The sequence below is a fragment of the Aeromonas sp. MR19 genome (assembly GCF_963899305.1).
GTDB lineage: Bacteria > Pseudomonadota > Gammaproteobacteria > Enterobacterales > Aeromonadaceae > Aeromonas > Aeromonas bestiarum.
This window is the reverse complement of record NZ_CAWQWZ010000011.1, coordinates 1,245,084-1,257,704: the sequence shown is the minus strand read 5'-3', so window position 1 is coordinate 1,257,704 and position 12,621 is coordinate 1,245,084. Positions and strand designations below refer to the sequence as shown.

Sequence of the window (12,621 nt, the reverse complement as noted above, 5' to 3'; positions counted from 1 at the left end):
AAGGCCACCCTCTGGGTGGCCTTTTCGCTGGCTGGCGGTCAGGCGCCGGGCAGCTGGTAGCTGCGGGCAAACTCGTCGGGGGGCAGGGGGCGGCTGAACAGGTAGCCCTGCAGCCGATCGCAACCGGCCTGCACCAGCCAGGCCTGCTGTTCTGGGGTTTCGACCCCTTCGGCAGTGATCCTGATCCCCAGCTCGTGACCCAGACCTATGACGGAGCGCACTATGGCGGTGGTGGCCTGGTTGGTGGCCAGCCCCTGGGTGAAGCTGCGGTCCAGCTTGAGGGTGGCTACCTGCAGCCTCGGCAGGTAGGCGAGCGAGCAGTAACCCGTGCCGAAGTCATCGATGGCGAGCTGGAATCCCGCCTCGATCAGGTTGGCCAGGTTGCTCTCGATCTCGTCGGCGTTTTCCATCAGCACCCCTTCGGTGATCTCCAGCTCCAGTTGCCAGGGGGCCAGGCCGTGGCGCTCGATGCAGGCGAAGATCTGCGGGCAGAGCTCGGGATCGCGAAATTGCAGCGGTGACAGGTTGATGGAGAGCACCAGATCCGGCGCCGCCGCCTGCCAGCGCGCCAGCTGGGCGCAGCCCTGTTCCAGCATGCGCTGGCCGAGCTGGCCGATGAGCCCCAGCTCCTCCGCCAGCGGGATGAATTCATCCGGCGAGATCATGCCGAGCTCGGGGTGAGGCCAGCGGCAGAGCAGCTCGGCCCCGTGCAGCTGATTGTTGCGGGTGCTGATGATGGGCTGGTAGACGGCGGTGAGCTGACCCGACTTGATGGCCAGCGGCAGCTGGGCCGCGATCAGCTGACGGCGCTTGAGTTTGGCGTCGAGTTCGGGATCGAACAGGGTGCAGTGCTGCTGCTGACGCTTGCCCTGGGCCAGCGCGGCCTCGGCATGGCTCAGCAGCCGCTCCGCATCGTTGGCCTTGCCGTGGGCTATACCGAGGAACACCGGGATCTGGATCCTGTGCTCCTCGACCTGATAGGGCACCATCAGCTCCCCTTGCAGGCGGCGGCTCCAGTCGGCCAGCGGTTCGGTCAGCTCGGGCAGCAGCATGGCGAAGTCGTCGGCGGCGACCCGGCACACCAGCGACTGGGGTGGAGCCAGCTGTTGCAGGCGACGGGCCACCTGACTCAGCAGACGATCGGCCACCCGGATGCCGAAGCGGTCGTTGATCTCGCGAAAGTGTTGCAGGTCGACCAGCAGCAGGCTGGCCTTGCGGGCGCCGAGATGGCGGCTGGTCTGCAGAAAGTGGGAGAGTTTGAGCAGGCCGGTCAGGCTGTCGTAGTGCTGCTCCTGCTGCAGCTGGGCCTGGGTGGTGCGCAGCCCTGTGATGTCTCGGCTCAACGTCAGGATGCCGAGGGAGTTGCCCTCGTCGTCCGGCACATCGACCCGGGTGACCTCCAGGTAGCGGCCCTGGCCGCTGGCATCCACCAGACAGTATTCACCGCGCCCCATCGGCAGCTCGGTGGAGAGGCGGTGAGCCACCCGCTGGCCGAGCGCCTCGCTCGCCACCATGCCCATGAAGTCGAGAAAGGCCTGATTGCAGTCGATGAGCAGGCCCTGATGATCCTCCAGCCGGATGGGATCCGGGATGGCGTCCAGCAGGCGGCGCTGCAGCAGCTGTTGCTGACGGAAGGTCTGCTCCAGCTCCTTGCGCTGACCAATCTCGTTGACCATGCCGAACAGGGCGACCGGCTTGCCCTGCTCGTCATAGAGCGGGATCTTGTGGATCTCCATCCAGCTGGTGGCATCGCCGCTGTGGCAGTGCAACTGCTGATAGAGCAGGGGCTTGCCATCCGTCAGCAGCTGCTGATCCTCTTCCCGAAAGATGTCGCCCCACGGCATGTCCGCGTCCGTCTTGCCGATGAGATCCGCCGGTTGCAACAGGCCCGCCTGCTCCGTAAAGACCCGGTTGGCAAACAGGTAGCGTCCGGCCGTATCCCGGCAGAAGATATTCATGGGTAACTGATCGATGATCTGCTGCAGCAGAGTCAGGGTGAGCAAGGAATTCACGCAGACACTCACGGGGGAAATTTCGAGCAAATCTATGATAGCAGGCTGGTTTTGTAAAGCTTGGGTTAAGGCTGATGCATTTCTGTCGATCTCTGCTGACAGTCTGTGTCGCTGACGCCATAATAGCCGCCGGTTGGCCTATGGCCGGATTATATGGATGAGAGAAGCAGCATGAAAAAGATTGTGGGAGTAGCACTGGCCCTGTTGATGGCCGGTTGTGCCAGCGACAACAATGGCGGCGAGCAGTACCGCTATACCCCGCCGGTTGCCAAGGCGACCAACAACACCCAGGAGATGCAGATCCCGGTGGATCTGGTGTGGGCCCGCGCCGAGAAGTGGTTTGGCGATCACGGCCTCAACATCGAGAACAGCCAGCGCGGCTCAGGCTTGATGACCGCCAATGTCGAGAACTCGGCCGATGGCCTGGAGTGGCTGGATTGCGGCACCATGGGTTCCAAAGTGGCGCTGGGCAACCCCAATCTGCAGATCAACCTGATCATCACCCAGAGCGGCAACAACAGCGTGGCGACCGTCAACGTCAAGGGCAACACCCAGCTCTACTTCGTCGAATCCTCCGGCGAGCGCGTGCTGGCACCCTCCATCACCCCGGTCTGCGTCTCTCGCGGCAGCCTGGAACAGAGCCTGTTCTCTACCCTGGGCAACTGATCCGCCTCTGTCAGCCGCCCGCTTGCCTGGCGGCTCGCACCAAACACCCCGTTGCCTGCAACGGGGTGTTTGTTTTTGTGGCCGTGTGCCGCAAGGTGGGGAATGCCGCCATCCGCTTATCCTGGCTGCCACTCCCGCATGCCAGCATGGTGCGACCAGCCATAAAAAAACGCCCCGGCAGGAACCGGGGCGTTGTGATGACATGGGCTGGCAATCAGAGAGCGCTGTCACCGTGAAACAGTGCCTGCTCGCCGGATTTGAGCAGATAACCCTTCCAGGGGAAGAGCTGATAGGCGCCGCCCTGCCAGGACCAGTTGCCCTCGTCTCCTTGCCGGGTCAGGCGGGTCTGCTCACCGCTTGGCAGGGTCAGTTCGGCCTGGCTCTGGTCGGCGTTGAACAGCACGAAGGCGCTGCCGGTTTCATTCGCCTCGAGGGATTGCAGCCGCACCGCCTGCTCGAACAGACGCACGCACTGGTTGGTCAGCGCTGACCATTGATAACCGGCGCTGGCACGACAGCCGTGGATATCCTGATCATTGCCGACCATATGCTGGGTCGGGGTACTGCAGGCCGCCAGCAGCAGGGAGGCGGCCATCAGAGTCAGAGTGCGCATGCTTACTCCTGCTTGTCTTCGAGATTGTCCCGTTCGATGACGATGTTGGAGAAACCCAGCTCCTTGAAGTAGTTCTCCTGGTAATCCTTCACGCTCTTCTTGTCGCGGCGGCAGACCTGTGCCAGCTGGGCCTCCATGGCGTGGAAGCTGGCGAGATCCAGCCCTTCGGCGGCGGCAATGGCGTCGTAGATGCTGCGGAACTTGTCGTTCGCGTAGCCGAGCTCTTTGGTCTGTTTTTTGTAGGTGTAGGTGATCTTAAACGCCATCTGGCCCTTCCTTCTTCGATTTGGCTTGCTTGCGCTGGACATAGAGATAGAGGCTTTCGACCTTCTCCCGGGCCCAGGGAGTCTTGCGCAAGAACTTCAGACTGGACTTGATGCTGGGAGCGTCAGTGAAGCAGCGGATGTTGATCTGCTGTCCCAGCTCTTCCCAGCCATAGTGCTCGACCAGGGCGGTGACGATCGCCTCCAGGGTCAGCCCGTGCAGCGGGTTCTTTGGTTGCGAGGCGCCTGGCTGCTCACTCATGCCTTGGCCGCCAAGGTGGCAAAGGGTTGACCCATGCGGGTGGTGACGCCATTGGCCAGATGCGGCTCGAAGCCGGCCAGCATGCCGGGGCCAAACAGGCAGACGACTGTACTGCCGAGCTTGAACAGGCCCATCTCGGCCCCTTTTTGCAGTGTGATGGCCTCATCGCCGCTGTAATCCCAGCGCACTACTTCCTTCTGCTTGGTCGGCGCTATGTTGCCGGCCCAGATGGTCTCGATACTCGCGACTATAGTGGCACCAACCAGCACCAGCGCCATGGGACCATGGGGGGTGCGGAAGGTGGCGACCACCCGTTCGTTGCGGGCGAACAGGTTCGGTACCTTCTCGGCGGTGAGCGGGTTGACGGAGAAGAGATCCCCCGGCACGAACACCATGCTCTCCAGCACGCCGTCCAGCGGCATGTGGATGCGGTGGTAATCCTTGGGCGCCAGATAGATGGTGGCAAAGTCGCCATCCTTGAACGGCGCCACCAGATCCTCATAGCCACCCAGCAGTTCACGGGCGCTGTAGTCGTGGCCCTTGGCCTGGATGATGCGACCCTGATGGATGGGGCCGAGCTGGCTGACGGTGCCGTCCACCGGCAGGGCCAGAGTCATGGCATCCTCTACCAGCGGACGTATCCCCGGCTTGAGCTCACGGGTGAAGAACTGGTTGAAGCTCTTGTAGTGGGCCGGACTCTCGTGCAGCGCCTCGCTCATGTCGACGCCGTACTGCTTGATAAACGCCTCTATCACCTTGGTGGTGAGGTTGCCGGCTTCGGCAGCCGCCAGCTTGCCTACCAGACGGGAGAGGGCGTGTTTGGGCAGGCAGTATTGACCGGCAATTTTCAGGTTGTCAGTGATGCTCATGATCTTCATCGAAATAATAAGTTGAATGGGTCACAGCCGGGCCTGTTGCCGACCGTGGCGGGCTTCCTGCATGGTTTCCAGGATGCGGTGATAATTGTGGAAGCGATCGGCGCTGATGTCGCCACGGTCGACCGCCGCGCGCAGGGCACAGCCGGGATCGTCCTTGTGGGTGCAGTCGCGGAATCGGCAACCACCCAGGTAGTCGCGGAACTCGATGAAGCACCAGGTGATGCGATCGGCTTCCAGATGCCAGAGGGCGAACTCGCGGATCCCGGGGGAATCGATCAGATCGCCGCCGCTCGGGAAGTGATAGAGCCGCGCCGTGGTGGTGGTGTGCGTACCGAGTCCCGAGTTTTCGGAGATCTCGCCGGTGAGCACATCCAGCCCCGGCATCAAGGCGTTGGTGAGCGACGATTTGCCCACCCCGGACTGGCCGACGAAGATGCTGATCTTGCCTTCGAACTGGGCCTTGAGCTCATCCAGCCCTTCGCCGCTCTCGCAGCTGACCAGGATCACCTGGTAGCCCAGCTTGCGATAGGGGTCGAGCTGGCTATCGATGCGGGCACGGGCCGCGGCATCGAGCATGTCGACCTTGTTCAGCACTATGAGCGGCTGGATCTCCACATCCTCGGCGGCCACCAGATAGCGGTCGACGATGTTGGTGGAGAACTCCGGCATCACCGCCGAGACGATGATGATCTGGTCTATGTTGGCGGCGATGGGTTTGACCCCGTCGTAGAAGTCCGGCCGGGTCAACACAGAGTGGCGCGGATGCACCGCCTCTATGACCCCTGCGGTCGCGGCATTGAGGCCGGGACGCCAGACCACCTTGTCGCCGCACACCAGGCTGCTGATGCTGCTGCGACGCAGGTTGCTGCGGTGTATGGTGCCATCGACGGCTTCCACATCCGCATGCTGACCGAAGCGGCTTATCACTACCCCTTCGATAGCCGGGCCAAACAGGGTGTCATCCACGACAGTAGTGTGATCTTTTTGCAGCCGCCGCTCGCGGTTGGCCTGGACGCGCCTTTGTTGACCCAGATTGAGTTTTGCTTTCTTTGCCACTCGATTCGCCAGTTTATGAACAGATCCAAAGCCAGTATGATACATGCAAATTGGCAAAATTCCGCCATTCCTCCCAATAGAGAGAGCAATCATGACAGTCAGCGCGCAGAACCTGGTATGGATCGACATGGAGATGACGGGTCTGGACCCCGAAGAGAACGTGGTACTGGAGATCGCCACCATAGTCACCGACAAGGATCTGAACGTGCTGGCCGAAGGGCCTGTCATCGCCATCCACCAGAGCGATGAAGAGCTGGCCAAGATGGACGACTGGAACGTCAACACCCATACCAAGAGCGGGCTGGTGGCCCGGGTCAAGGCGAGTCAGCACGACGACGCCCGCGCCGTGGCCGAGACGCTCGCGTTCATCCGCCAGTGGGTGCCGGAGCGTACCAGCCCGCTGTGCGGCAACAGCATAGGCCAGGATCGCCGCTTCATGGTCAAGCACATGGGCGAGCTGGAAGCCTTCTTCCATTACCGCAACGTCGACGTCAGCACCATCAAGGAGCTGGTACGTCGCTGGCAGCCCGAACTGCTGGATCAGTTCAGCAAGAGTGGCTCCCATCAGGCGCTGGACGACATCCGCGAATCCATCGCCGAGTTGCGCTTCTATCGCAGCCATGTCTTCAAGATCTGAGTGCCAGGCAAGGAGTTGCCATCGATCGGTTGCTAAAATCGACAGTTCGGCCAGCTTTTGAGCGAACGCGCGCAACCAGACGAAAAAGCCCTTGCAATTGGAAAGACTGCTCTTATAATTCGGCTCCCGTGCAGTAGCGCAAGCAACCAAATGCTGCACGATTTGTTTTGATGCCATTTTATGGTGTGTGCGGGAATAGCTCAGTTGGTAGAGCACGACCTTGCCAAGGTCGGGGTCGCGAGTTCGAGTCTCGTTTCCCGCTCCAAATTGTGATGATGAAACTGGTTCAATCCAGCCCGATGCGGGAATAGCTCAGTTGGTAGAGCACGACCTTGCCAAGGTCGGGGTCGCGAGTTCGAGTCTCGTTTCCCGCTCCAATCATCCTCACAGGCCACAAAATGACAACGCTGTTGCGGGAATAGCTCAGTTGGTAGAGCACGACCTTGCCAAGGTCGGGGTCGCGAGTTCGAGTCTCGTTTCCCGCTCCAAAATGTGATGATGAAACTGGTTCAATCCAGCCCGATGCGGGAATAGCTCAGTTGGTAGAGCACGACCTTGCCAAGGTCGGGGTCGCGAGTTCGAGTCTCGTTTCCCGCTCCAATCATCTTCACCAGCGCAAAACGACCATTTATGTTGCGGGAATAGCTCAGTTGGTAGAGCACGACCTTGCCAAGGTCGGGGTCGCGAGTTCGAGTCTCGTTTCCCGCTCCAAACATTTGCAATGTGACATCCTGTTGCGGGAATAGCTCAGTTGGTAGAGCACGACCTTGCCAAGGTCGGGGTCGCGAGTTCGAGTCTCGTTTCCCGCTCCAACACATTTGCAAGTGACATCCTGTTGCGGGAATAGCTCAGTTGGTAGAGCACGACCTTGCCAAGGTCGGGGTCGCGAGTTCGAGTCTCGTTTCCCGCTCCAATTTCTCTTCGTAGTCCTAGTCGTTCATTCTTTTTCTTATCCCCTTTCGAATAGATCCCGTATCGCGCCGCGATGCTTTGCCATATCCGCTTGTCAGCACCTGTGCCGTTTTCCCGTCATTGCCCTCGGTCCATGGACTATGGCGGCGGCAGCTGAGCGTAGGCGGCTTGAGAGAGGGGAGGGGCAGGTCAGGGCGGCGAAGGGCTCGCCTGATACGGGGCGGGGAATGACAGACAAAAAAATAGGAGGAGCAAGTCTCCTCCTACAGGCTCACTGGCGTGGCTTAGAGCAGGGTAACGTTCTCAGCCTGAGGGCCTTTTTTGCCCTGGGTCACAGTGAACTGGACTTTTTGACCTTCAGCCAGGGTTTTGAAGCCTGTGCTCTGGATGGAGGAGAAGTGAACGAAAACGTCCGGTCCCTGGGATTGCTCGATAAAGCCAAAACCCTTGGTCTCATTGAACCATTTTACTTGGCCGGTGCGAATGTCAGACATGTGGTAAGTCCTATCTATAACAAAATGAAACTAAGCCTTGTTGGGCAGCATTTGCCTAGAAATCAGGGGTTGCAGCATGACTGACCACGTCAATTTGTCCCAGTAGCATGTAGAACAATCCCTGTCTAAAGCACAAACGATTGTACGTGAGCGCGATCCCTTGTCAATTTGGCGCTTTTCATTTTTTGAGCAAGCTAAAAATATTGTGAAGTCAGCGGCTTATTTCATGGCGTCAGGTCAAAAAAACGGGAGGCCATGGCCTCCCGTTTCATCACTCCTTGAGGGCGAACCCTTCGCCCTGTCGGTCATAGCGATAGATGGCCTGACCGTAGGAGCGGATCTCGACCCGCTGGATGCGGCGGTTGTCATCGATCAGGATGAACACCGACTTGCCCGATTGCAGCCGGGTCAGCGGGCGATCAGGCCCTTCGATGGCGATCAGCCGGCTGAGCTCGGCCCCCGGCAGCTCGAACTTGCGCCAGATAGAGTAGAGGGTCTCGCCGGCCTGCACCTCGTGTTGCAGCCAGGTGCCGTCCACTTTCTCTTCGACCGGCTTGGCTGCAGTCGAGCTGCCATTGCCGGCCGTCAGGGCCTGGGCGGGCACGGCGAGGGGGACCTCGAGCGAGCCGGACGGGGCGACTTTCGGGGCGGCAGGCGCGGGCTCCCAGGCCAGCAACAGCAGCCAGATGGGCACCAGGACCAGCAGGCCTATGGTGTGTTTGCGGGGCAGCGGGCTGGTCAGCTTGAATTTGCCTGCTTTGGCCTCCTGGCCGCGCTGGCCAAGGCCACGCATCCCCTGGCCTATGCGCTGGCGCAGGGGCAGGGTAGCGGCATTGATACGATGGAGCAGGGATCCTTGTGATTCGTCTTGGCGACGCTGCTGGGCTCGTCTGTTATGGCCACGTGGGCGACGGTCCGGGGTGGGCACGGCATTTACCTCTCACTACATTGCCTGCCATCAGGCAAATTCCTTGCCTATGGTAAACGGACTCGCCCCCGAGGGGGAGAGTCCGCGAGAGGAAAATTATCAGCTGAGACGAAATTGTCCCAGTAATTGCTGTAAACGCTCGGCCGCCTGACGCAATGCCTGGCTGGCTTTGGCCGTTTCGGTCGCATCCTGAGCGATGTCGTTGGCCAGTGCGTTGGTTTTTGACAGGTTGCCGGACACCGTCTCGGAAACCGAGCTCTGCTCCTCGGCGGCGGAGGCTATCTGGTAGGTCATGTCGTTGATGGTGGAGATGGCCTTGTAGATGCTGCCCAGCGCCTCTTCCGCCAGATCTGCCTCGCCCACCGCCTGGTGGGTCAGCTGCTGGCTCTGCTGGATGGCGTTGACCGCGTTGGTCGAGCTGTGACGGATCTTCTCGATCAGCTCCTGGGTGTTCTGCACTGCCTGTTGGGTGTTGCCCGCCAGCTTGCGCACCTCGTCGGCCACCACCGCAAAGCCGCGGCCCTGCTCACCGGCGCGGGCCGCCTCGATGGCGGCGTTGAGCGCCAGCAGGTTGGTCTGATCGGCTATGCCCTGGATCACAGTCAGTATGCTGGTGATCTGCTCGCTGTCGTGGGCCAGCCCCTCGACCACTTCGGCCCCCTTGCCGGCCTCGGCCGCCACCTTGTGCATCGACTGGATCACCTGCTGGAAGCGTACCTTGCCCTGATCCGCCGCGCCCTGGGCCTGCTTGGCCGAGTCGGCTGTGTTGTTGGCGTGGGTGGCCACCTCCTGGCTGACATAGGACATCTCCTGCACCGCGGTCAGCATCTGCTCCATCTCCGCCTGGTGATGCTGCAGGTTGGTGTCGGTCTGGCCGGCGATGCGGTCGGTATCGCCGGCATGGCGGTTCACCTCGCTGGCGGTTTTCAGCACATCCCCCAGCAGCACCTGCAGCTTGTCGATGAAGCGGTTGATGCCCTTGGCGAGATCCCCCAGCTCGTCGACTGAGCGGGTGGTGAGGCGCTTGGTGAGATCTCCCTCGCCATCGGCGATGTCATCTACCAGGCTGACCATCTGGCGGATGGGGCCCGTGATGCTGCGGGCTATCACCAGCATGGTGGCCAGCGCCAGCACCAGCACTATGAGAGCGCCCACCAGTTGCTGGGTCATGGCTGCCCGGTTCATGTCGCTCAGCTGGCTCTCCAGCTGGTCGGCACCCGCCAGCACCACCTTGTAGGGCAGGGTGACTATGATGGCCCAGTTGCGGCTCATGCCCGGCACCATGATGGGTACAGAGATACGAAACGACTCGTCCAGCTCCTGGCGCTGCACTTCCGGTTTCAGATACTGCTGCCACTGGTTGCCGAGCAGCTTGTCGGCCCGGCTGCCCAGCAGGCTGGCATCGCCGCTGGTGCCGGTGATGACGCCGGCGGCGCTGACGATCAGGGTCTCGCCCTTGCCGTCATAGATGTTGCTGTTGAGGGACTGGGCCTGCCGGCTGATGGAGTCCACCGCCAGATCCAGCGCGGCGACGCCCTTGAACTGACCCGCCACCATGATGGGGGTGGTGATGGTGCTCACCAGCACCTGCTGGCCGTTGATGTCCACCTTGAAGGGATCGATGAGGCAGGAGCGACCCTCCCGTTTCGGGCAGGCATAGTAGTCGTTGGCCGGATTGCCAAATTCGTCGGCATCGCTCTTCTCGATGGAGAGCAGCAGGTCTGTGCCTATCTGATCCTTGTCACGGTAGAAGTAGGGGACGAAGCGGCCCTGGCTGTCACTGCCCAGTGCCGTCTGACCGGCGAAGGCGGCGTCCTGGCCGTCGAAGCCGTTCGGCTCGAAGCCGGCGAAGGCGCCATACAGTTGCGGTTCCAGGTTGAGCTGTGCCTTGAGCAGATCCGTGGCCTGCTGGCGATCCAGCGGCAGCTTGCCCTCCTGTTGCAGGGCGAGGGCACTGGCCATCTGCTGGGTATAGGAGAGTCCCTTTTGCAGCAACTGGGTGATGGTGGCGGCCTCGGCGCGCGCATTGGCACTGACCTTCTGCCAGGCCTCCTGCTGCAGGGCGGCACGGCTGGAACTGATGGTCAGCTGTTGGGTCTGTTGACCGGAATACTGGTTGAGCAGGATCAATATGACCAGGGCTGTGGTCATGGCGATCCCGGCCATCACCAGAATGCGATTCTGGATAGAACGGAACTGCATCGTCTCTTCCTTGTTTCGTGAGAAGTAGTGTGAGAGTTATTTGAATATCGGCCGGAGGAGGCAGCTCTCCAACACTTCCCATAGCAAATCGGAAATGGCGCTTCTGTTTTGCGATCCCCCTCAAATATCAGGTGCCAAGCGGTCGCCCGGCCAATTTAACCCCCTACTTTAGCGCGCCGCCACCTCATGGTTTTCCCATCCGGGATTCTGAGTGCTAAAATGCGACGGTTTTTTCTAACGAATTGGCCCAAGGCCCTCTACACAAGGCTTAAAGATGAAAGTCAAAACCCGTTTTGCTCCCAGCCCGACCGGCTTTTTGCATGTCGGCGGTGCCCGTACCGCACTCTATTCCTGGTTGTTTGCAAAGAGCCAGGGCGGTGAGTTCGTGCTGCGTATTGAGGATACCGACCTGGAACGTTCCACTCAGGAGGCGATCGACGCCATCATTGAGGGCATGGAATGGCTGGAGCTGAACTGGGATGAGGGCCCCTACTACCAGACCAAGCGTTTCGATCGCTACAACGGCATCATCGACGAGATGCTGGCCGACGGCCGCGCCTACAAGTGCTATTGCTCCCGTGAGCGCCTGGACGCGCTGCGCGAAGGCCAGATGGCTAGCGGCGAGAAGCCCCGCTATGACGGCAAGTGCCGTGATGCGGCCCACGATCACCCGGCCGATGCGCCGCACGTCATTCGCTTCCGCAACCCGACCGAAGGTTCCGTGGTATTCGATGACCACGTCCGTGGCCGCATCGAGTTTGCCAACACAGAGCTGGACGATCTCATCATCCGCCGTACCGATGGCGCCCCCACCTACAACTTCTGCGTGGTGGTCGATGACTGGGACATGGAGATCACCCACGTGGTGCGTGGCGAAGACCACATCAACAACACCCCGCGCCAGATCAACATCTACAAGGCCTTGAACGCGCCTGTGCCTGAGTTTGCCCACGTCTCCATGATCCTGGGCGACGACGGTGCCAAGCTGTCCAAGCGCCACGGCGCCGTCTCAGTGATGCAGTACCGCGATGACGGCTACCTGCCGGAAGCCCTGCTGAACTATCTGGTGCGTCTGGGCTGGTCCCACGGCGATCAGGAGATCTTCACCCTGGACGAGATGATCAAGCTGTTCAGCCTGGATGCCATCTCCAAGTCCGCCTCTGCCTTCAACACCGACAAGCTGTTGTGGCTGAACAACCACTACATGCGCAGCCTGGATCCGGCCTATGTGGCCAAGCACCTGGCCTGGCACATGGAAAACCAGCAGATCGACACCAGCAAGGGCCCGGCCCTGGCCGAGGTCGTCACCCTGCTGGCCGAACGCTGCAATACTCTGGTGGAGATGGCCGCCCAGAGCCGCTATCTGTTCGAAGAGTACGAGGCCATCGACGAAGCGGCCGCCAAGAAGCACCTGCGCGGCGTGGCTGCCGAGCCGCTGACCCTGGCCAAAGCCAAGCTGGCGGCGCTGGAAACCTGGACCACAGAGGCACTGCACGAGCTGATCGAAGCGACCGCCGCCGAGCTGGGTCAGGGCATGGGCAAGGTCGGCATGCCGCTGCGCGTAGCCGTGACCGGTCTGGGCCAGTCCCCAGGCATCGACGCCGTGATGGCGCTGGTGGGCAAGGAGCGGGTACTCGCCCGCATCGATCGCGCCCTGGCGTATATCGAAGCACGCATGGCCGCCGAGTAAGCTTGCCT

Annotated in this window: 12 protein-coding genes and 7 tRNA genes; 10 read left to right on the top strand and 9 right to left on the bottom strand. The window is 61.0% G+C overall.

Annotated elements, in window-relative coordinates:
- Positions 1-38 precede the first annotated feature (38 nt).
- Positions 39-2,012, bottom strand: a complete 1,974-nt coding sequence (locus AACQ95_RS11515) for a sensor domain-containing protein (RefSeq protein ID WP_241278641.1) — start codon at positions 2,010-2,012, stop codon at positions 39-41.
- Between the two features lie 171 nt (positions 2,013-2,183).
- Between AACQ95_RS11515 and AACQ95_RS11510 the strand changes: the two genes are divergently transcribed.
- Entirely contained in the window at positions 2,184-2,678 is a 495-nt protein-coding gene (locus AACQ95_RS11510; RefSeq protein ID WP_017410927.1) for a hypothetical protein, read from the top strand.
- Between the two features lie 214 nt (positions 2,679-2,892).
- Here the strand turns inward: AACQ95_RS11510 and AACQ95_RS11505 are convergent, their stop codons facing one another.
- Genes AACQ95_RS11505 through rsgA form a run of 5 tightly spaced genes read right to left on the bottom strand, consistent with a single transcriptional unit; the run spans position 2,893 to position 5,750 of the window.
- A complete protein-coding gene (locus AACQ95_RS11505) occupies positions 2,893-3,291 on the bottom strand; it encodes a hypothetical protein (RefSeq protein WP_098982569.1) in 399 nt (132 codons plus the stop codon).
- Positions 3,292-3,293: 2 nt separating this feature from the next.
- On the bottom strand, positions 3,294-3,557 hold the full coding sequence (locus AACQ95_RS11500) for a DUF2960 domain-containing protein (protein WP_043556263.1): 264 nt from the start codon (positions 3,555-3,557) through the stop codon (positions 3,294-3,296).
- Positions 3,547-3,816: a VF530 family protein gene (locus AACQ95_RS11495; protein ID WP_241278640.1), complete on the bottom strand. Its 270-nt coding sequence runs from the start codon at positions 3,814-3,816 to the stop codon at positions 3,547-3,549. Before AACQ95_RS11495 ends, AACQ95_RS11500 begins: the two co-directional genes overlap by 11 nt.
- Positions 3,813-4,685, bottom strand: coding sequence for an archaetidylserine decarboxylase (asd, locus tag AACQ95_RS11490; RefSeq protein ID WP_241278639.1), 873 nt, complete (start codon positions 4,683-4,685; stop codon positions 3,813-3,815). Before asd ends, AACQ95_RS11495 begins: the two co-directional genes overlap by 4 nt.
- Before the next feature lie 30 nt (positions 4,686-4,715).
- Positions 4,716-5,750, bottom strand: a complete 1,035-nt coding sequence (gene rsgA, locus AACQ95_RS11485; protein ID WP_042870911.1) for a small ribosomal subunit biogenesis GTPase RsgA — start codon at positions 5,748-5,750, stop codon at positions 4,716-4,718.
- A gap of 91 nt (positions 5,751-5,841) precedes the next feature.
- Between rsgA and orn the strand changes: the two genes are divergently transcribed.
- The 8 genes from orn to AACQ95_RS11445 all read left to right on the top strand — a co-directional run bounded on the left by orn (position 5,842) and on the right by AACQ95_RS11445 (position 7,300).
- Positions 5,842-6,387: an oligoribonuclease gene (gene orn / locus AACQ95_RS11480; RefSeq protein ID WP_241278638.1), complete on the top strand. Its 546-nt coding sequence runs from the start codon at positions 5,842-5,844 to the stop codon at positions 6,385-6,387.
- A gap of 189 nt (positions 6,388-6,576) precedes the next feature.
- Positions 6,577-6,652 (top strand) — tRNA-Gly (locus AACQ95_RS11475).
- Between the two features lie 36 nt (positions 6,653-6,688).
- Positions 6,689-6,764: transfer RNA gene (locus AACQ95_RS11470), tRNA-Gly, on the top strand.
- 35 nt (positions 6,765-6,799) lie between these two features.
- Positions 6,800-6,875: transfer RNA gene (locus AACQ95_RS11465), tRNA-Gly, on the top strand.
- A 36-nt stretch (positions 6,876-6,911) separates the two neighbouring features.
- Positions 6,912-6,987: transfer RNA gene (locus AACQ95_RS11460), tRNA-Gly, on the top strand.
- Between the two features lie 35 nt (positions 6,988-7,022).
- Positions 7,023-7,098, top strand: a tRNA-Gly gene (locus AACQ95_RS11455).
- A gap of 25 nt (positions 7,099-7,123) precedes the next feature.
- Positions 7,124-7,199, top strand: a tRNA-Gly gene (locus AACQ95_RS11450).
- A 25-nt stretch (positions 7,200-7,224) separates the two neighbouring features.
- A tRNA-Gly gene (locus AACQ95_RS11445) sits at positions 7,225-7,300 on the top strand.
- A gap of 283 nt (positions 7,301-7,583) precedes the next feature.
- Here AACQ95_RS11445 and AACQ95_RS11440 read toward each other — a convergent pair.
- The 3 genes from AACQ95_RS11440 to AACQ95_RS11430 form a co-directional block, all read right to left on the bottom strand.
- Entirely contained in the window at positions 7,584-7,793 is a 210-nt protein-coding gene (locus tag AACQ95_RS11440) for a cold-shock protein (protein WP_005327092.1), read from the bottom strand.
- 271 nt (positions 7,794-8,064) lie between these two features.
- Positions 8,065-8,721 carry a LysM-like peptidoglycan-binding domain-containing protein gene (locus AACQ95_RS11435; protein ID WP_241278637.1) on the bottom strand — a complete coding sequence of 219 codons (657 nt, stop codon included), beginning with the start codon at positions 8,719-8,721 and terminating at the stop codon, positions 8,065-8,067.
- Between the two features lie 99 nt (positions 8,722-8,820).
- Positions 8,821-10,923, bottom strand: coding sequence for a methyl-accepting chemotaxis protein (locus tag AACQ95_RS11430; protein ID WP_241278636.1), 2,103 nt, complete (start codon positions 10,921-10,923; stop codon positions 8,821-8,823).
- A 274-nt stretch (positions 10,924-11,197) separates the two neighbouring features.
- Here AACQ95_RS11430 and gltX point away from each other — a divergent pair, with 274 nt between their 5' ends.
- Complete coding sequence (gene gltX / locus AACQ95_RS11425; protein ID WP_241278635.1) at positions 11,198-12,613, top strand: glutamate--tRNA ligase; 1,416 nt, start codon at positions 11,198-11,200, stop codon at positions 12,611-12,613.
- The last annotated feature ends 8 nt before the right edge of the window (positions 12,614-12,621 follow it).